We start from the raw sequence: 17,686 nt of genomic DNA, 5'->3' as shown, positions 1-17,686 counted from the left end.
TAAAAACTCATTTAAATCACTTTGCTATTAAGTACAAATTGATTCTTAGAGCGAACCAGATTGCTTGGCAGGAGCTTAAAAATATGGCAGCTTAAAATTGACCGTGCGTAACATGAGTAATGAAGTCCCATTGACTCTAAATCGTCCATACATCTCCAAAAATTTAATCACCTGTCGAGGATGCAGGTATGGTAGATCAAGGGCTGTATCAAAGAGCTCATTTAGTTTTTTCTCACCTTGCCCATCTCTATAGTTCAAGGCGCACAAACCTTGTAACACTTGCATTAAGCTAATGAGATTACTGCTTGGCACGTCCAGTCTAGACAGCAACTCGCTGAGCGGCAAAGTGGCTGTAGGTGCTAATAGACCTCTATTAGCCAATTCACCCAAGCCATAGAGGCTGTTGGCAATCTCCTGGCAAGTGGGGTTGCTCTTTAAAAGTAGGGAAAGTGCCTCCTCTAAGGCTGCGGCTGGAAATTCACCAGCTAATCGTCCAGCCTTTGCCAACCCACCCAAGCCATTGAGGCTGTTGGCAATCTCCTGGCTTTTGGGAGTGCTCTTTAAAAGTAGGGAAAGTGCCTTATCTAAGGCGGCAGCTGGAAACTCACCAGCTAATTGTCCAGCCTTTGCCAACTCACCCAAGCCATAGAGGCTGTTGGCAATCTCTTGGCTCTTGGGAGTGCTCTTTAAAAGTAGGGAAAGTGCCTTATCTAAGGTGGCAGCTGGAAGCTCACCAGCTAATTGTCCAGCCTTTGCCAACTCACCCAAGCCATAGAGGCTGTTGGCAATCTCTTGGCTCTTGGGAGTGCTCTTTAAAAGTAGGGACAGTGCCTCTTCTAAGGCCGCAGTTGGAAACTCACCAGTTAATGCTCTTATAAACAAAGCAAAGTCATGAACACATTTGACAGATGGCTTATATAACCTACCCCGAAAAGCTGTTCTTAGGGATTGATGGCCCTAATTGCGGCAATTAAAGCCTTGCCCTCTAAAGCTTGTATTTTAGATTTTAAACTTTCAGCGGTTTCATTGTTTGAAATGAAACACTTTTTCTGCACTAAAATAGGTCCTTTATCTACTTCGGCATTTACATAATGAACCGTACAACCGCTGATTTGCTGGCCACTCGTTAAAATAGCTTGGTGTACAGCTAGATCTTTTAAGCCCGCCCCCTGAGGAAGCAGAGAGGGGTGAACGTTAATTATTTTATTAGCCCATTGCTTCACAAAAAGAGGGGATAGAATACGCATATAACCAATTAAGACCAGTAAATCCACCTCATGCGCGACTAACAAAGCCGATAATTTAGTTTCAAAATCAAACCGGTTTTGCTCAGGGATTAAGACTGTTTTCACCTGCTGGCCTTGTGCTCGGTCTAAAATACCCGCATTAAGCTTATTGCTAATAACTAAAGCAAGATGGGCTTGCAATTCCCCTTGTTTAATTGCATCAATAATTGCTTGCATCGCTGTACCGCGAGTGCTACCCAAAATGGCTAGGTTAAATTGAGGCATAGGAAAAATCTAACCCAATGTCTTCACGATGAAATAAAGGACCTGTTACCCGTCTAATTTCTGCTTCGGCTTCTTGTTCCGCTTCAGCAAGTGATTGACCTAAACCCAAAACCGCAACACTGCGCGAGGCAGTGGTAAAACATTGTTTATTTTGATAGTGGAGGGAGGCAAAATAAAGCCGATCTTTGTTTTTTAGCTTCGAATAGTCAAAATATTGATTAGTTTGGGGGTTTTCAGGATAGCCCTGAGGCACAGCATACTTAGATACGCTGGCCAAAGGGGCAAAACTTATGGGTGTTCGACCCAAGGCCCCGTCCCATAAATCTTCACATAATGATAAAAAATCGGTTTCTAACAGCGCTAAAAGGTTTATAGCTTCGGGATCACCAAAACGGGCATTGAACTCGATTAATTTCACCCCCTCTTTAGTAGCCATAAAACTGCCATAAAGAATGCCTTTATAGGCTTTTTGATATTTAGTTTGCAAGGCCTCAAGCGCGGTTTGATTTATATCTTGCGCTTGTTGAATAAACTCTGCCGTTAAAAAAGATAAGCGATGGTGAGGCTCAGAAAAACAACCCATGCTTCCCGTGTTAGGTCCGCGATCGCCTGGATAGGCGCGCTTAAAATCTTTCACCGCCGGCATCGCTATACAGTTTAAGCCATCGGAAAAACAATGTAAGGAAAATTCTTGGCCGTAGAGTTTTTCTTCAATTAGGAAAGAGTGCTTTTCTTCAAGCAGTTGGACACAATAATCATAGGCCTCACTTAGGGAATGCAGATCTTCACCCGCAACCTTAACCCCTTTTCCACCGGTTAAACCATCGGGCTTAATCACATAATTACCAGCGCCTAAATGAACCAAAAATTCTTTTACCCCGGTTAAATTATGGAAAGCCTGATGCTCAGGCGAGCAAGCTAAGCCTTGCATTAATCCCCGCGCAAAAATTTTACTTGTTTCTATTTGCGCTAATGCTTGTGTGGGGCCAATGCAAGCTATCCCACGTTGTGCCAAGCAGTCGACCAGACCATAAGCAAGAGGCGCTTCAGGACCAATTATGACTAACTCAATTCGCCAAGCTTTAGCCTGGGCCAGGATGGCTTGAGAATCCTTTAAATTGATCAACTTATAAGCTTTAGTTAAAACCGCAATACCTGGATTATAAGTAGAGCCACAACTAAAAAGAGTGGGCTTTCGCGCAGATCGTGCTAAAGCTCGAGCAAGCGCATGTTCGCGGGCATTAGAGCCAATGATTAAAACATTCATATTTTCTATAGGTTTAGTTTTCTCAAAATCGTTCAAGTAGACTGTGAAACGCCTAGTCTAAGCGTTTTTGCCCTTAACTAAAATGGCTATAGCCTTTTAAAGTACCCCGCTCAAACACCTCACTTTCCTTTTGTAAAAGCAATTGCGGCTCGCTAATGATTTCACCAATACAAGTAATTTTACCCCCGGCTTTTAACATCAAGGCCTCAACGGCCTCTTTTTTAGCAGCAGGAATAGTAAAACACAATTCATAATCATCACCGGCACTTAAAGCCAAGCCCACTGCCTCCGTAAAGGGTAAACTATGGCTTAATGCCGAAGAGAGAGGTAATTTATCGACATACACTCGAGCGCCGACCTTGCTTTGCTTTAAAATATGGCCTAAATCAGAAATTAAGCCATCAGAAAGATCAATCATTGCAGTGGCATAGTGCGCTAATAATTGGCCTTCTTTTACACGCGGGTAAGGACGATTTAATTGGGCTAACACGGCAACAAAGCGGTCTATCGGTAATTGCAGCTGGCCTTGAATATGCTTAAGCGCCAGACCTGCATCCCCGAGATTATTCGTAACATAGATGAGATCACCTACCCCTGCACCTTGGCGGGTAATGGCTTTCCCCACAGGGGCAAAACCATGCACTTGTATGGTTAAGCTAAGCGGGCCGCGGGTGGTGTCACCCCCAACCAAATGGACATTAAACTCTTCGGCAAGGCCAAATAAACCCTCACTAAAACCATGCAACCACGTTTTATCGACTGTAGGAAGTGTCAAAGCCAAACTAAACCAAGCAGGAGTTCCCCCCATGGCCGCTAAATCGCTTAAATTAACCGCCAGTGCCTTATAACCTATATCAGAGGCTTGCGTAGTTTCTGGAAAATGAACCCCTTGCACGAGAGTATCCATACTCATTAGTAAGTGCTTATCCTGTGGCAGGGTTAAGACCGCGCAATCATCGCCAATACCTAAAACTACATCATCCCGCATGCCTTGTTTTCGTTCGGAAAAAAAATGGGCAATTAATTCAAATTCATTCATGGTCTTGCTGTATCCAATGTTCAGTTCCAGCTTTGGCGAAAGCGCCAAAAACAGCAGTAGCAAAAAGGGCGAAACCACCAATCCAAGGGGATATGGCCTTCATCTCCAAGGTCTTAAGTGCGTTGATTTTTTGCGGAACTTGAGAGTCTATTGCTATTAAGGAAAAATGGCCTAGTTTACACTTTCTTGCAATTGACGATAATTCATTCATGAGTTAGCATCATGCGCTAATCAATTTGCTTTTTATTATCACTGTCAATACTAAAGCTTGTCAACTAACCCTCTCTTTAAAGTCATTAAAGGAGTAATCCATGACTAATAAAAATAATAATAAAATGATTACTGAATCTTCTATAACCCGTACTCCTTTTCCCAACTCCAGCAAGGGTTATACAAAAGGAAGCATGCATCCTGAAATAGCAGTCCCCTACCGTCAGGTAAGCCTAACGAATGGTAAATACATCAATTTATATGACACCTCAGGCCCTTATACCGACAGCTCCGTAGAAATAAATTTAGAGCGAGGCTTAAGTCCTTTGCGCCGCGAATGGATTTTAGCCCGCCAGGATACTGAGGAATCCTTTCTCTTACCGCAAGAATTAAGGAATAATTACCCTCATCATCAACCACGAAAAGCTAAAAGCACGCCCGTAACCCAACTTTATTATGCTAAAAAAGGGATTGTTACCCCCGAGATGGAATACATCGCCATACGGGAATCAATCTATGCGGAACAACAGCGAGAAGCCAATAAAAATAACCCCCAGGCTGCAGAGCGAAGCAGGCGCTTACAAGGCAACAGCATGGGCGCTAATATTCCAGAGATCATTACCCCTGAATTTGTTCGTGATGAAATAGCGCGTGGGCGAGCAGTCATGCCCCTTAATATTAATCACCCCGAAATTGAACCATCCATTATCGGGCGTAATTTTCTGGTTAAAATTAATGCCAACATTGGTAATTCGGCAGTCAGTTCCTCCATCGCTGAAGAGGTAGAAAAACTCGTTTGGGCCATTCGTTGGGGGGCAGATACGGTCATGGATCTTTCTACCGGCAAAAATATCCATAACATCCGCGATTCAATTGTGCGCAACTCCTCTGTACCTATTGGAACTGTGCCTATTTATCAAGCCTTAGAAAAAGTAGGCGGGATTGCCGAAGAATTAAGCTGGGATGTATACCGTGAGACCTTAATTGAGCAAGCAGAACAAGGTGTGGACTATTTCACCATCCATGCCGGCGTTTTATTGCGTTACGTACCCATGACCGCCTCGCGAGTTACCGGAATTGTTTCGCGCGGAGGCGCCATTATGGCTAAATGGTGTATGGCCCATCATCAAGAAAATTTTCTTTACACTCATTTTAGAGAAATTTGTGAAATTATGCGTGCCTATGATGTGAGTTTTTCTTTAGGCGATGGTCTGCGCCCAGGTTCTGTTGCCGATGCCAATGATGAGGCGCAATTTGCCGAGCTTAAGACCTTAGGCGAGTTGACTAAAATTGCCTATGAGTACGATGTGCAAACCATGATCGAAGGCCCAGGGCATGTCCCCATGCACCTTATCCAAGAAAATATGACCAAGCAATTGGAATATTGTAATGAAGCTCCTTTTTATACTCTCGGTCCATTAACAACGGACGTCGCGCCGGGTTATGATCACATCACTTCCGCTATTGGCGCGGCCATGATTGGTTGGTTTGGTACCTCGATGCTCTGCTATGTAACACCTAAAGAGCATTTAGGCCTACCTAACCGGGACGATGTGAAAGCAGGAGTCATTGCTTATAAAATTGCCGCCCATGCAGCCGATGTTGCTAAAGGACATCCTGGAGCACGCTATTGGGATGATACCCTCTCCCAAGCTCGCTTTGAATTTAGATGGGAAGACCAATTTAATTTAGCCCTAGACCCGGATACAGCGCGCGCCTATCACGATGAAACCTTACCCAAAGAATCGGCTAAAGTCGCGCACTTTTGCTCAATGTGCGGCCCTAAGTTCTGTTCAATGAAGATTAGTCAAGACGTGCAAGAGTTCACCGAAGGCATGGCGCAAAAAGCGAAAGAATTTAAAGCATCAGGCTCTGAAATCTATGTTGAGACCGTCTAATGTCCATTACGATTGGCATTGTAGGTGCGGGCTTATGTGGGCGTCTAACTGCGCTTCATTGCTTAGCTCGCGGCTGGAAGGTTTCTCTATTCGATGCTGATAGCCATTTAGGTCATAACAGTTGTGGATGGGTAGGCGCTGGAATGCTAGCCCCTTATACCGAACTTGAGTCCAGTGAATTGTTAATCTTTAAACTGGGCTTAAGTGCTTTAGAATTATGGCCTTCCTTGCTTAAGCAATTGTGCAAGCCTGTTGCATTTTCCCAACATGGTACTTTACTTTTAAATCACCCCCAGGACAAAGGTGAGCGGGATCGACTGCTGGCGATCATTGAGTTTAAATTACGCCAAGCACATCTACCCGCGTTAAATAGTATTGCAGAATTTATTCCTAATACGGCCCTACATAATTTTGTCCCAGGTTTAAACTCTAATGTGCAAGATGGCTATTGGTTGCGAGATGAAGGACACCTCAATAGCCATGAATTTTATAAAGCGACCACCGCAACCCTTTTAGCCCATGGAATTAACTGGCATGAGTTAACGCCAGTGGAGCAGTTAAATGACTATCAAATTGTGGCACAAGGTAAAACACATTATTTTGATTTAGTTTTTGATTGCCGTGGTTTAGGAGCAAAACCCGATTGGCCGCAATTACGGGGAGTTCGGGGCGAAGTCTTGATTTTACACGCCCCAGAAGTCCACTTAAACTGTCCTATTCGAATTATGCACCCGCGTTATCCTATTTATATTTCCCCAAGAGCAGGGAATACTTTTATTGTGGGGGCAACCTCGATTGAAAGTGAGGATAAGAGCCCTATCTCAGCCCAATCCATGTTAGAGCTTTTATCAGCTTGTTATATGGTTCACCCAGGGTTTGCCGAGGCTCGCATTCTACATACGATGACTCAGTGCCGACCCACCTTAAGCGATAATCAACCGCGAATTATTGCAAGTGAGGGTTTAATTCGCCTTAATGGTTTATACCGTCATGGTTATCTGGTCGGTCCCGCCCTACTTGATGAAGCAATGCGCTATCTAGAGCATGGAAAAAAAGCAATGCATCATCCTGAATTAGTTGATGAATTGAAGGAGAATTTAGCGTGGTTATAACAATTAATGGCGAAACGAAACCCTTAGAAAACAAATATTTAAGCGATGCCTTAGTTGCCTGGGGCTATAGTATGAATCTACCGATGGCCATTGCGGTAAATTATGCGGTTGTGCCTCACTCTGCTTATGCGACCTGGGAATTAAAACCTAATGATATCATTGAAATATTAATGCCCATGCAAGGAGGCTAAAATGAGTTTTTTACTCGCCGACACCCCGCTTTCCTCCCGTTTGTTATTAGGGACAGCCCGTTACCCCTCTTTAAAAATGATGGAAGAGGCTATCCAGCTTTCACAAGTCGAGGTAATCACTGTTGCCCTTCGCCGCCAAGCCGCTCATGCCGAAGCCAGTATTGATTTTTGGAGTAGAATTAAAGCACTCGGTTGCCACCTTCTGCCCAATACCGCGGGGTGTCAGTCGGCGAAAGAAGCGATCATGATTGCCCAGATGGCCCGCTCCGTTTTTAACACGCATTGGATTAAATTAGAAATCACTTGCGATGACTATTCCCTACAACCTAACCATTTTGAGTTAATTAAAGCAGCCGAAGAGTTAATTCGCCAAGGCTTTGAAGTTTTCCCGTATACGACCGATGATTTAGCGGTCTGTGAACGTTTAGCCCACATCGGTTGCCGCATAATAATGCCTTGGGCAGCACCTATTGGCAGCGGTAAAGGTTTAAATAATCCTTTTGCCTTAAAATTACTAAGACAGCGTCTGCCTAATATCACCTTAATTATTGACGCAGGTATTGGGGCACCTTCGCATGCGGCTGCAGCAATGGAACTAGGTTATGATGCAGTCTTACTCAATAGCGCGGTCGCTTTAGCCGCCTCCCCGGTACAAATGGCTCAGGCCTTCGCCAAAGCTGTTGATGCCGGTCGAATGGCTTACGAATCAGGCATTATGCCTAGCCGTGATTTTGCAAGCCCAAGTACCCCTATTGTCGGCAAACCTTTTTGGCATAATGTGGTGAGCTCATGAGCAGAACCATTGTTTGGACCATAGCAGGGTCAGACCCTAGTGGTGGGGCAGGAATACAAGCGGACTTGCATACTTTCCACGCCTTAGGCGTCCATGCTTGCTCAGTTATTACCGCCATAACCGCCCAAAACAGTGTTGAATTAAAGACTATGGAGTTTTGCTCGCCGCAACTATTAACCGCACAATTGCAAGCCTTGAGTGAAGATCTACCTCCTCGGGCAATAAAACTAGGAATGGTAGGTTCCTTAGCGAGTTTAAAAATCATCCTCCCCTATTTAGAGCGTTTCCCCCAAGCCGTGGTGTACGATCCAGTCTTGTTCGCAAGCGTAGGCGGCGCATTACATGAAGGCGAATTACATGATTTTTTGACGCAACACTTCTTAAAAAGGATTAGCGTATTTACGCCTAACATTCCCGAGGCAGAATGGTTTTTAGGCCGCAGCATTAACAGCACTGCTGATATAGAAGAAGCTGGCAAGGATTTACAAGCCCTTGGCCCAAAAATTGTTTTATTAAAAGGAGGCCATGCCCCGAATCACGCAAACATTGCCCAAGATTATTGGACTAATGGCAATGAATCAGGCTGGTTATCCAGTCCTCGCCTCAATACGCCTCATCTGCATGGTACGGGATGCACCCTGGCCTCTGCGATCGCAGCAAATCTTGCCCAAGGTTATGAGACGGAAGAAGCTTTAGTTTTAGCTAAAGCCTACGTGAACCAAGCGATTCGTTTAAGTGGTCCCCTGGGTCAGGGCCGAGGAACCTTAAGCCATAGTAATTGGCTCAATAACCAAGCTGATTTTCCCTTTGCGACCTTAAGAAGCAGACTTCCCTCACCGCAAGCCTTTCCTTCCTGTGGTCCAAAGCCTCTTGGCTTTTACCCTATTGTGGATAGTGCCCATTGGGTACAAGTTTTACTAAGTTGGGGGGTAAAAACTATCCAATTAAGGATCAAAGACCTAGCCGCGGCTCCTCTAAAACGGGAAATAAAAGCCGCCATTGTTTTAGCCAAACAATATCAAGCCCGCTTGTTTATTAATGATTATTGGCAAGAGGCTATGGAATATGGCGCCTATGGTGTTCACCTGGGGCAAGAGGACTTGGAAAAAGCCGATTGCGAGGCTTTAAAGCAAGCTGGTTTGCGCCTAGGGATTAGTACTCACTCCTACTATGAAGTGGCACGGGCTTTAGCCTATAAGCCTTCTTATCTAGCCTGCGGGCCTATCTATCATACTAACACTAAAGTAATGAAAGCCGCACCTCAAGGATTAGAACGGCTTAAAGCCTATTGCCAACTGCTTAATTATCCAGTCGTAGCTATTGGTGGAATTAAATTAAATAAGGCTTTAGCTATTCTCGATACTGGGGCTGCGAGTATCGCAGTGATTACGGCCATTACCCAAGCTGAAAACCCTGAACAAGAAACCAAAAACTGGCTTTATTTAATCGATGAATACATGAAGGAAAGCAGCTTGTGCAACAATTAGAAAACTCTTCCTTCCTTGATTTTTCAGGATTAAGTCGTGACGAAATAACTGCTCTAATGCAAAAATATCAGCTAAGGCTGAATGTTGAAGAGCTTTTAGTGTTACAACAGGAGATCTTAAAAAGACCACCGACCTTAGCAGAGTGCGTTCTTTGGTCAATCCAAGGCTCAGAGCATTGCTCTTATAAAAGCAGCAAAATTCATTTAGAAAAAATGCCTACCGAAGCACCCCATGTCCTGCTAGGGCCCAAAGAAGATGCAGGAATTATTGCTATAGCGCAAGACAAAACCGGGCTCAAATACGGTTTGGTAGTCAGTCATGAATCCCATAATCATCCTTCACAACTGCTTCCTTACGAAGGTGCGGCTACTGGGGTAGGTGGTAATGTCCGTGATGTTTCCTGCATGGGGGCGGAAGTCATAGCCCTGGGCAATGGTTTACGCTTTGGCGAAATTAATTGCCCCCACAGCCGGATGATCCAACAGGGCGTTGTGGCGGGAATTGCCGGTTACGCCAATCCAATTGGGGTGCCAACTATTGCCGGTGATGTTTACTACCATGCCGGCTACAATGATAATTGTTTAGTCACCATTGTTACCCTTGGGCTCGTAAAAGAAGATGCGATTATTCATTCTCATGTCTCCCAGCCCATTGAAGACGCGGTTTTTATTTTAATAGGTAAACCCACCGATGGCAGTGGTTTTGCAGGCGCAGCCTTCGCATCGCAAAGTTTGGCAGACAATAAACAAAACCGCAGTGCTATCCAAGAACCCAATGCTTTTTTAAAGAATCATTTATTGCAAGCCAATAATAGCCTTTTTAAACGCTTGAAAGGATTAGGTTGTTTAAGCCAGGTCGGCTTCAAAGATTTGGGGGCAGGCGGGATAGCCTGTGCCAGTATTGAGATGGCGGCTGCTAGTAATATGGGGGCAGTAATTTATTTAGATAAAGTTCCTACTTTACAAGGATATTTAGCCCCAGAAATTTTATTATGTTCCGAAACTCAAGAGCGCTTTCTTTGGTTGGTACCTAAGACCTTGGAACCTCTTATTTTAACCCATTACAATGAAGACTATGCCTTAGGGGAAATAGCGTACGGGGCAGAGGCTAAAACTATTGGTAAACTCACTAAAAATGGTCTTTATCAAGTAGTTTATAAAAACGCCCTTTTAGTAAATGTTGCCCCTAAAGCAATGACTGCGGGCTTTATTTATCAGCGACCTTATTATCAACCCAATAAAGCACTAAACGAACCTAGGATAGAAGAGCCGACAGACTATAATAGTTTACTCCTAAGCCTTTTAGCCCATGAACATATTGCCAGCCGTACACCGATTTTTGAGCAATACGATAAACAAGTACAGGGTCGTACTGTTTTGGCCGCCGGAGATGCTGATGCAGGCTTAATTCAGCCCTTTAATGATCTGAGCTATCCAGAAGAAATACGCAACACCGGAGTCGCTTTATCGCTAGATCAGTGCCCAGGGTATAATTTAATTGACCCTTATTGGGGGGCGGTGAATGCGGTAATTGAAGCTGCTAGAAATGTAGTCGCTGTAGGTGCGACTCCACTTGCCCTTACTGATTGCCTTTGCTTTGGCAACCCAGAAAAACCAGAACACTTCTGGGCATTTGCTGAAGCGGTGCGTGGTATAGTTGATGCGTGCCAAGCAATTGGGCTTAAAGAAGATAAAAATCAACCCTTACCTATTATTTCAGGTAATGTATCTTTTTATAATGAGTCCAGCCACTCCGTTATTCCTCCTAGCCCCATGATTGCGTGTATTGGTACAATAGCGGATGTAAAAAAGGCTATCACTTTAGATTTTAAGCAAAAAAACTCCCTTATTTTATTAGTGGGTGAGCGTCGTGATGAGTGCGGAGGGGGCGTTTTTTATGCGCACCATCAGCAACTAGGCGCCCATTGCCCGCAACCTAATTTAACGACCATAGGGCAGGAGCTCAGGGCTCTACAAGCACTTATCGACCAGGATTTAATTTTAGCTGCGCATGATATAGCTGATGGCGGTTTAGCCATAGCGCTTGCTGAAATGAGCTTTAAAAACTCAATTGGCATTGTGGTGGAAATCCCGGGTGATTTAGTTTTTAGCAAAAAATTATTTAGTGAAACGGGTGGTTTTATCCTTGAAATTCGCGATACGGATTTCTTAGTAGTGCAACAATGCTTTGCTAGTTATGAGTGCCCTTTTTTACTTATCGGTAAAACCCAAGAATTACCCTATCTGGAAATTAAACCTGCCATCCATTTAGCTCTTGCGCAAGCGAAAGAACAGTGGCAAAACGGTTTACGGGATAAATTATGAGCGATAAAACCCTAAACTATGCCGATGCTGGCGTCGATATCGATAAAACGAATAAGGCCATCAAAAGTCTAAGCCCTTTGATTGAAACCACCTTTTCTCAAGCCTTACTGAACCCTTTAGGGGGGTTTGCAGCCCTCTATGACTTAAAAGCCATAATGGCCAATTATGCAGAACCGGTCCTGGTCCAAAGTGTTGATGGCTTAGGCACTAAAACGATCATTGCCCGTTTAATGCAGCAATATCACCAATTAGGTTATGATTTAGTCGCAGCCACCGCAAATGACATCTTGGTTTATGGCGCAAAACCGCTAAGCCTACTTGATTATGTCGCAAGCGATGCCCTGGAACCAGAGACACTAAAAGAGCTGCTACAGGGAATGATAGCCGCCTGTAAGCAAAGCAAGATTGCGCTAATCGGTGGTGAAACAGCCGAGATGCCCGGAATTTACCGCCGCGGGGAATACGATGTAGTCGGGATGATTACCGGTGTGGTGGATAAAGCGAAAATAATCCAAGGCTCTACTATCCAACCAGGTGATGCGGTTTTCGCTTTTGCCTCTAGTGGCCTACATAGCAATGGCTACTCCTTAGCCCGGCATTTACTGTTTCATAAACATCTGTTCAAACTGGATGCTTATCGGGATGATTTAGGACAAACTCTCGGCGAGGCCTTATTAGAACCCCATCTAAACTATACCGAACCGGTTTTAAGCATGCTTGAACAAGGCATTATTATTAAGGGAATGGCTCATATTAGCGGCGGGGGTATTATCGATAATTTACCCAGAGTACTTCCTGACCACTGCGCGATTGAAATTAATAAACACCGTTACCCTAACTTACCCTTGTTCTCTTTTTTACAAAGTCTTGCCCCGATTGCCGAGCAGGAATTATACCGTACCTTTAACATGGGAATTGGTTATGTACTTATTGGCGCGCAGCAAGAATTAAGCAATGCCGCTGCTTACTTAACAAAGCATGAGTCTACTTATAAACTTTATTATATAGGCCATGTCGTAGAAGGGAAAAAGGAAGTGCATTTATGCGCATAGCAATCATTCAATTCCCTGGAAGTACCTGTACCCGCGAAACCAGCCTTGCCGTAGCTCGCGCAGGAATGGTTCCGGTTTCTTTTTTGTGGAATGAAGCCATTGAGCATTTAGAAGAATTCGCAGGCTATATTTTAGTAGGCGGGTTTTCCTATGAAGATCGCTCCCGCGCCGGGGTAATTGCGGCCCTACATCCCATTATTGCTGTGTTAAAAAAGCAAACTGAGTTGGGCAAACCTTTGTTAGGTATTTGTAATGGGGCCCAAATTTTGGTTGAGTCAGGGCTGGTACCGGGTTTAGCGGGCTATCAATTGGCGCTGGCCTTAACCACTAATAAACGAATTGTTGCAGGAAAGGTTTTAAGTACCGGCTTTTACAATGCCTGGGTGGAAATTTGTATCAGCAAAGAGTCACCACAGGGTGCCTTTACGCGTAGGCTAAAACCCCATCACCCGCTTAATATTCCTGTTGCTCATGGTGAAGGGCGCTTTCAGCTCAGTAAAGAATTATGGACAGTCCTCCAACAGGAAGGCTGCACCTCCTTTCACTACTGCGATGAACAAGGCCAACTTGACACACAATTCCCGGTGAACCCGAATGGCTCTAGCTATAATCTAGCCGCCCTAAGTAATGCCCGAGGTAATGTGCTAGCCATGATGCCCCATCCCGAACGCTCTGCAGACGCTGATCTTATTTTCCAATCCATGCATGATTATATCGCTGAACAAGTTTATCCCCCTTTTAAAACCATAGCTTATAACCATCCTTTTTATTTACCCACGATTTATCATTGCCCCCTTGAAGCTAAGGAAATAATCATTGCGCCACTAAGCACTGATGAGCACGCCTTAAGCATAGAAAAAGTTGTGTTATCGCAAGGAATAAAAATAAGCTTAAAACGCTATACCCATTGGGAAATCGAATGCGCAAGAGAGGCATTGGATCAGATAATGGCAAGCTCTTTACTCTATAACGCCAATAAAGAAACGTGGATAGAAAACCAGCAAACCATAAACAGCCAGATCGCTTTTTTAATACACGCTCAAGACGACTTAGTCGGTGAGCACCACAGGCAGCAATTAGAAAAGGGCTTAAGCTTAAACATCGCCCGCTTAAAGCACAGTATTTTATGGCTAATAACTTGTGATGAAGAAAATCCAGAAGAAGTCATCGACTATTTATTAAGGACCTCGCTCTTATTTAACCCTCATGCCAGTAAGTGTGTTTATTATTCGTTGCAGAAATAATTAGTGTATTGATGTATAAAACTGCAAGTTGGAAGATAGTTAGAGTAATAGAAAAAATATGAACTCCGTAGTGCCAGGCCTAATATTATCTGTAAAAATAAGCTCAAATTATTAAAACCCTCGATGAAATCAGAAAGAAGCCGCGATAAAACTTGTTATCAGTTCGCACTTCTTGCATCATTAGTGCTTTTGTATTATGGGTAAATGAAGTGTGTGGCATTATTGCTAGTTACAGTGAAAAAAATAGTGCACAAAGGGTTTATCAAGGCCTGGTCGAATTACAACACCGCGGTCAAGATGCTGCCGGGATTGCCAGTTTATCTAAAGAGGGTTTTGTCTTTAAACGTGGTTTAGGTGAGATAAAGGAGGTTTTTTCCGCGCACTCTTTTGGCGAACATGAAGGGCCATTTGCCATAGGCCATACCCGTTATAGTACGTCCGGAGGCAGCACCAGTATTGATATCCAACCTTTTTATAATCCCAAAGGTGCGGCTCTAGCACACAGTGGCCATTTACATCCGGGTGCCTGGATGAGGGCTTTTAATAATATTCCTGGTCAATCCCGCGTCGACTCCAACTTATTACTGCAATTTTTCATACAGCATTTAGAAGAAGAGGATGCTTTAAATGAGGGTAATTTTTTTTCTAAAATAGTAAAAGCAGTCCGCTCTATTTATCAACAGGTCAAAGGTTCTTATTGCGTGGTGTGTTTAATTGCTAATAAAGGCCTGCTAGTGTTTCGTGATCCGCAGGGAATAAGGCCTTTATGTTTTGGTGAGCGTATTAATGGAGAAAATAACAAGGAATATCTCTTTGCTTCTGAATCCCATTTTTTTCAAAATTTAGGTTTTAACCTCCAAGAAGTGCGGCCTGGTGAGTTATTTTTTATTAATACAAAGGGTGAATTATATCGGCAAGTTTTGCTGCAAAAAACCCATACCCCTTGTAGTTTTGAATATGTCTATTTTGCCCATCCTAAAACCCAGTTAAATGGCGTTTTAGTCGAAAAGACGCGCCAGCATTTGGGGCGATTATTAGCCCAGCAATGGCAAGAAGCCTATAGTCATTTAAACCCCGACTTTGTTTTACCTATACCAAAAACCGCAATTACCGCAGCAAAATCTTTTGCCCAAGCCTTGCAGTTTGATTATCGTGATTATTTTGAAGTAGATACAACGATAGGCCGAAGTTTTATCCAAGCTGAAGAACAACAGCGTTATAAGGCTGTACAGCAGAAATTAAGTATTAAATCGGAAAAAATAAAGGATAAAATAATCCTCTTATTTGATGACAGTATTGTACGAGGAACAACAGCTCAATTAATAGTAAAACAATTACGTGCTTTAGGCGCAAAAGCCATTTATCTCGTTAGCGCCTGCCCACCGATAATTAATATTTGTACTTATGGCATCAACATTCCGGCTCAAGACGAATTACTGGCTGTTAACCATTCTAATGATGAAATTAAGGCCTATTTAGAGGTAGATGAACTACTCTATCTCAAAAAAACTCATTTGCACGATACCTTAAGCCAAGGCAGTAAGCTTTTACCCTGTATGCGTTGTATGAATAAAGTGGTTTAACCAGCAAATTGTACTTTTATTGACATAAAATCCAAATTAGATTAAAATATACAAATTATTTACTTAATGCAGGAAAATAATGGAGAAGGTTTTAAGCGAACACGTTATTAGTCAAGAGAAGCGCAAGACTGCTTTATATATAATAACTAACCCCACTGCGTGTTCTCCAATCTTCGAGGAGCAAAAAAATTCTACTGTTGAGGAAAAAGCACTCCGTTATGAAGCACTTTTAAATTATCTAAAAACCACCAATCTTCCTTTATAAAGCGCAAGTCATTGTTGCTCCTAAAATTGCCTGCTATTTTTCCCCTCGTTTACTCTTTCTAGTGTTCGTGCCAAGCAAAAACATTTAATGATGCGCTAGATATTTTCCCTCCTATTTATAAGCTAAACTAGCTAAAACTCAAGGCAAATCTGTCTTTTTTCGAAAAGAGTGGATTAGGGTAAAACCCTAATTATCCCTAGCTTTTCAATTTTTCGGTAACCGAATAAAGAAGGTACTGCCTTGGCCCGGACTAGAACTAACCGTTAAACTGCCTTTATGCAGTTCGACTATCTTTTTACAAATAGCCAGGCCAAGCCCACTCCCTTTAATTTTATCCCAAGAGTGTAAGCGCTTAAATGGTTTAAATATTTCCTCGATTTGATTTTCAGGGATCCCTAAACCATTATCCTTGATAGCCAACTCCCAACTATCCTCAAGCTCCCTCACATTGAGATGGATTTTAGGGCTATTACCTGGTGGCTGGTATTTAATCGCATTGCTAATGAGGTTTTGTATTAACCGCATTAGTTGAATAGGGTTAGCTTTTATCCTTGGCAATAAATCTGTACTAATTTCTGCATTATGCTCCGTAATCAAAATATTTAAATTTTGTAAAACTTCCTTTACAGTATCATTCAAATCAAATTCATACATCGTTACAGAATTATTACTTACCCTCGAATAAGCCAATAAATCCTGTACCATATGCTTAATACGTTCACCGGCGGAATAAACTATTTTTAAGTATTCCTTGGTCTCGTCATCAAACAGCGGCTGTTTTTCTGCAAGAATAATATCAACAAAACCATTAATCATCCTAACCGGCTCTTGTAAATCATGAGAGGCTACATAGGCAAAAGACTCTAATTCTTTATTTGATTTTTCTAATGCTATTAGCAAATTGTTATTGGCTTCCTCAAAGTGTTTTCTGTCGCTTATATTTTGAATTTGGGCAATGAAATACTTAGGTTGTCGTTCATCATGCCAGACCAGCGAAACATTAAGTAGGGCCCAAATGATAGCCCCAGATTTATGAAGATAGCGTTTTTCTATTTGATAAGCATTGATTTCATGCGCCAGCAACTTTTTAATATAAATTAAATCGCTATTTAAATCATCGGGGTGGGTGAATGCTTGAAAATCGAAGGCAAACAATTCCTTTTCTGAATAACCAAACATCTCACAAAAGGCTTTATTAACTTTCATCCAACGTCCCCTGGGAGAAACCAAGGCCATCCCGATAGCCGCATTTTGCATCGCTGAGCGAAAGGTATCTTCACTTTCCACCAGTGCTCTTGTTTTTTGATAGAGCCTTAATATTAAATAACTACAAAAACTAATTAATAGGCTCATTATTAAGCCGATGATAAATAAAATCCGGTACATATAGGAAATGCCATCAGGGGCAGCTATGTGAAGCGCCCACCGTATATTTTTATAATAAATATTATAAGTATATTGATATAAGCTATTAATTTTAAACGAGGTGTTTGCATATAAAAGCTGCTCGTTTTCATATAACAAAACTTGGTACTCAGAAAATAAAGAGCGTTTAAAAATGGTATTAAAAAAATCTTGCGCCCTAAAAACTTAGCTAGGTCCGGGGATCTGGAACAAAATTCAGGAAAAATAAGAGCTATTCCCGGTTTGTTAGTTCATTCACCTTACTCTCAGAATGGCTTATCCACAAGTCCATAGGCCAGGAGAGCT

The 17,686-nt window shown here is 42.8% G+C and carries 17 protein-coding genes; 11 read left to right on the top strand and 6 right to left on the bottom strand.

The window, feature by feature from the left end; genetic code table 11:
- Positions 1 to 75: 75 nt before the first annotated feature.
- From ELY15_RS07205 to ELY15_RS07185, 5 genes are read right to left on the bottom strand one after another with little or no spacing between them, the layout of a single operon-like run.
- Positions 76 to 882, bottom strand: a complete 807-nt coding sequence (locus tag ELY15_RS07205) for a hypothetical protein (RefSeq protein ID WP_127098983.1) — start codon at positions 880 to 882, stop codon at positions 76 to 78.
- A 59-nt stretch (positions 883 to 941) separates the two neighbouring features.
- The gene (gene purN / locus ELY15_RS07200) at positions 942 to 1,511 is read right to left on the bottom strand and encodes a phosphoribosylglycinamide formyltransferase (protein WP_127098982.1); all 570 of its coding nucleotides are present in this window, start codon (positions 1,509 to 1,511) and stop codon (positions 942 to 944) included.
- Positions 1,498 to 2,814: a phosphoribosylamine--glycine ligase gene (purD, locus tag ELY15_RS07195; RefSeq protein ID WP_233586563.1), complete on the bottom strand. Its 1,317-nt coding sequence runs from the start codon at positions 2,812 to 2,814 to the stop codon at positions 1,498 to 1,500. Before purD ends, purN begins: the two co-directional genes overlap by 14 nt.
- Before the next feature lie 37 nt (positions 2,815 to 2,851).
- Positions 2,852 to 3,817 (bottom strand): thiamine-phosphate kinase, encoded by a 966-nt coding sequence (thiL, locus tag ELY15_RS07190; protein WP_127098981.1) that lies wholly within the window; start codon positions 3,815 to 3,817, stop codon positions 2,852 to 2,854.
- Positions 3,810 to 4,028, bottom strand: coding sequence for a hypothetical protein (locus tag ELY15_RS07185; protein ID WP_127098980.1), 219 nt, complete (start codon positions 4,026 to 4,028; stop codon positions 3,810 to 3,812). Before ELY15_RS07185 ends, thiL begins: the two co-directional genes overlap by 8 nt.
- A 100-nt stretch (positions 4,029 to 4,128) precedes the next feature.
- Between ELY15_RS07185 and thiC the strand changes: the two genes are divergently transcribed.
- The 10 genes from thiC to ELY15_RS07135 all read left to right on the top strand — a co-directional run bounded on the left by thiC (position 4,129) and on the right by ELY15_RS07135 (position 15,976).
- Positions 4,129 to 5,925, top strand: coding sequence for a phosphomethylpyrimidine synthase ThiC (gene thiC, locus ELY15_RS07180; RefSeq protein WP_305033766.1), 1,797 nt, complete (start codon positions 4,129 to 4,131; stop codon positions 5,923 to 5,925).
- Positions 5,925 to 7,037 carry an FAD-dependent oxidoreductase gene (locus ELY15_RS07175; RefSeq protein WP_127098979.1) on the top strand — a complete coding sequence of 371 codons (1,113 nt, stop codon included), beginning with the start codon at positions 5,925 to 5,927 and terminating at the stop codon, positions 7,035 to 7,037. Before thiC ends, ELY15_RS07175 begins: the two co-directional genes overlap by 1 nt.
- Entirely contained in the window at positions 7,028 to 7,228 is a 201-nt protein-coding gene (gene thiS / locus ELY15_RS07170; RefSeq protein WP_158617427.1) for a sulfur carrier protein ThiS, read from the top strand. The genes ELY15_RS07175 and thiS overlap by 10 nt, the downstream gene beginning before the upstream one ends.
- Before the next feature lies 1 nt (position 7,229).
- A complete protein-coding gene (locus tag ELY15_RS07165; RefSeq protein ID WP_127098977.1) occupies positions 7,230 to 8,021 on the top strand; it encodes a thiazole synthase in 792 nt (263 codons plus the stop codon).
- A complete protein-coding gene (gene thiE, locus ELY15_RS07160) occupies positions 8,018 to 9,508 on the top strand; it encodes a thiamine phosphate synthase (RefSeq protein WP_127098976.1) in 1,491 nt (496 codons plus the stop codon). The genes ELY15_RS07165 and thiE overlap by 4 nt, the downstream gene beginning before the upstream one ends.
- On the top strand, positions 9,496 to 11,832 hold the full coding sequence (purL, locus tag ELY15_RS07155) for a phosphoribosylformylglycinamidine synthase subunit PurL (RefSeq protein WP_233586561.1): 2,337 nt from the start codon (positions 9,496 to 9,498) through the stop codon (positions 11,830 to 11,832). Before thiE ends, purL begins: the two co-directional genes overlap by 13 nt.
- The gene (purM, locus tag ELY15_RS07150) at positions 11,829 to 12,884 is read left to right on the top strand and encodes a phosphoribosylformylglycinamidine cyclo-ligase (protein WP_127098975.1); all 1,056 of its coding nucleotides are present in this window, start codon (positions 11,829 to 11,831) and stop codon (positions 12,882 to 12,884) included. Before purL ends, purM begins: the two co-directional genes overlap by 4 nt.
- Positions 12,875 to 14,128: a phosphoribosylformylglycinamidine synthase I gene (purQ, locus tag ELY15_RS07145; protein ID WP_127098974.1), complete on the top strand. Its 1,254-nt coding sequence runs from the start codon at positions 12,875 to 12,877 to the stop codon at positions 14,126 to 14,128. Before purM ends, purQ begins: the two co-directional genes overlap by 10 nt.
- A 152-nt stretch (positions 14,129 to 14,280) precedes the next feature.
- Positions 14,281 to 15,711, top strand: coding sequence for an amidophosphoribosyltransferase (locus ELY15_RS07140; protein ID WP_127098973.1), 1,431 nt, complete (start codon positions 14,281 to 14,283; stop codon positions 15,709 to 15,711).
- Between the two features lie 79 nt (positions 15,712 to 15,790).
- On the top strand, positions 15,791 to 15,976 hold the full coding sequence (locus ELY15_RS07135; protein WP_127098972.1) for a hypothetical protein: 186 nt from the start codon (positions 15,791 to 15,793) through the stop codon (positions 15,974 to 15,976).
- Between the two features lie 204 nt (positions 15,977 to 16,180).
- Here the strand turns inward: ELY15_RS07135 and ELY15_RS07130 are convergent, their stop codons facing one another.
- Positions 16,181 to 17,329 (bottom strand): ATP-binding protein, encoded by a 1,149-nt coding sequence (locus ELY15_RS07130; protein ID WP_158617426.1) that lies wholly within the window; start codon positions 17,327 to 17,329, stop codon positions 16,181 to 16,183.
- Between the two features lie 222 nt (positions 17,330 to 17,551).
- Between ELY15_RS07130 and ELY15_RS16515 the strand changes: the two genes are divergently transcribed.
- The gene (locus ELY15_RS16515; protein WP_255411070.1) at positions 17,552 to 17,674 is read left to right on the top strand and encodes a hypothetical protein; all 123 of its coding nucleotides are present in this window, start codon (positions 17,552 to 17,554) and stop codon (positions 17,672 to 17,674) included.
- The last annotated feature ends 12 nt before the right edge of the window (positions 17,675 to 17,686 follow it).

Source organism: Legionella sp. km772, from assembly GCF_003989735.1.
GTDB lineage: Bacteria > Pseudomonadota > Gammaproteobacteria > Legionellales > Legionellaceae > Legionella.
The sequence above is the reverse complement of the archived record's forward strand: the minus strand, read 5'-3'. Positions and strand labels throughout refer to the sequence as shown.

Bases quoted from the DNA above. Each gene is read 5' to 3' on its own strand.
- purN (WP_127098982.1), bottom strand. From the start codon at position 1,511: ATGCCTCAATTTAACCTAGCCATTTTGGGTAGCACTCGCGGTACAGCG.
- thiL (WP_127098981.1), bottom strand. From the start codon at position 3,817: ATGAATGAATTTGAATTAATTGCCCATTTTTTTTCCGAACGAAAACAA.
- ELY15_RS07185 (WP_127098980.1), bottom strand. From the start codon at position 4,028: ATGAATGAATTATCGTCAATTGCAAGAAAGTGTAAACTAGGCCATTTT.
- thiC (WP_305033766.1), top strand. From the start codon at position 4,129: ATGACTAATAAAAATAATAATAAAATGATTACTGAATCTTCTATAACC.
- ELY15_RS07175 (WP_127098979.1), top strand. From the start codon at position 5,925: ATGTCCATTACGATTGGCATTGTAGGTGCGGGCTTATGTGGGCGTCTA.
- ELY15_RS07165 (WP_127098977.1), top strand. From the start codon at position 7,230: ATGAGTTTTTTACTCGCCGACACCCCGCTTTCCTCCCGTTTGTTATTA.
- thiE (WP_127098976.1), top strand. From the start codon at position 8,018: ATGAGCAGAACCATTGTTTGGACCATAGCAGGGTCAGACCCTAGTGGT.
- purM (WP_127098975.1), top strand. From the start codon at position 11,829: ATGAGCGATAAAACCCTAAACTATGCCGATGCTGGCGTCGATATCGAT.
- purQ (WP_127098974.1), top strand. From the start codon at position 12,875: ATGCGCATAGCAATCATTCAATTCCCTGGAAGTACCTGTACCCGCGAA.
- ELY15_RS07135 (WP_127098972.1), top strand. From the start codon at position 15,791: ATGGAGAAGGTTTTAAGCGAACACGTTATTAGTCAAGAGAAGCGCAAG.
- ELY15_RS07130 (WP_158617426.1), bottom strand. From the start codon at position 17,329: ATGAGCCTATTAATTAGTTTTTGTAGTTATTTAATATTAAGGCTCTAT.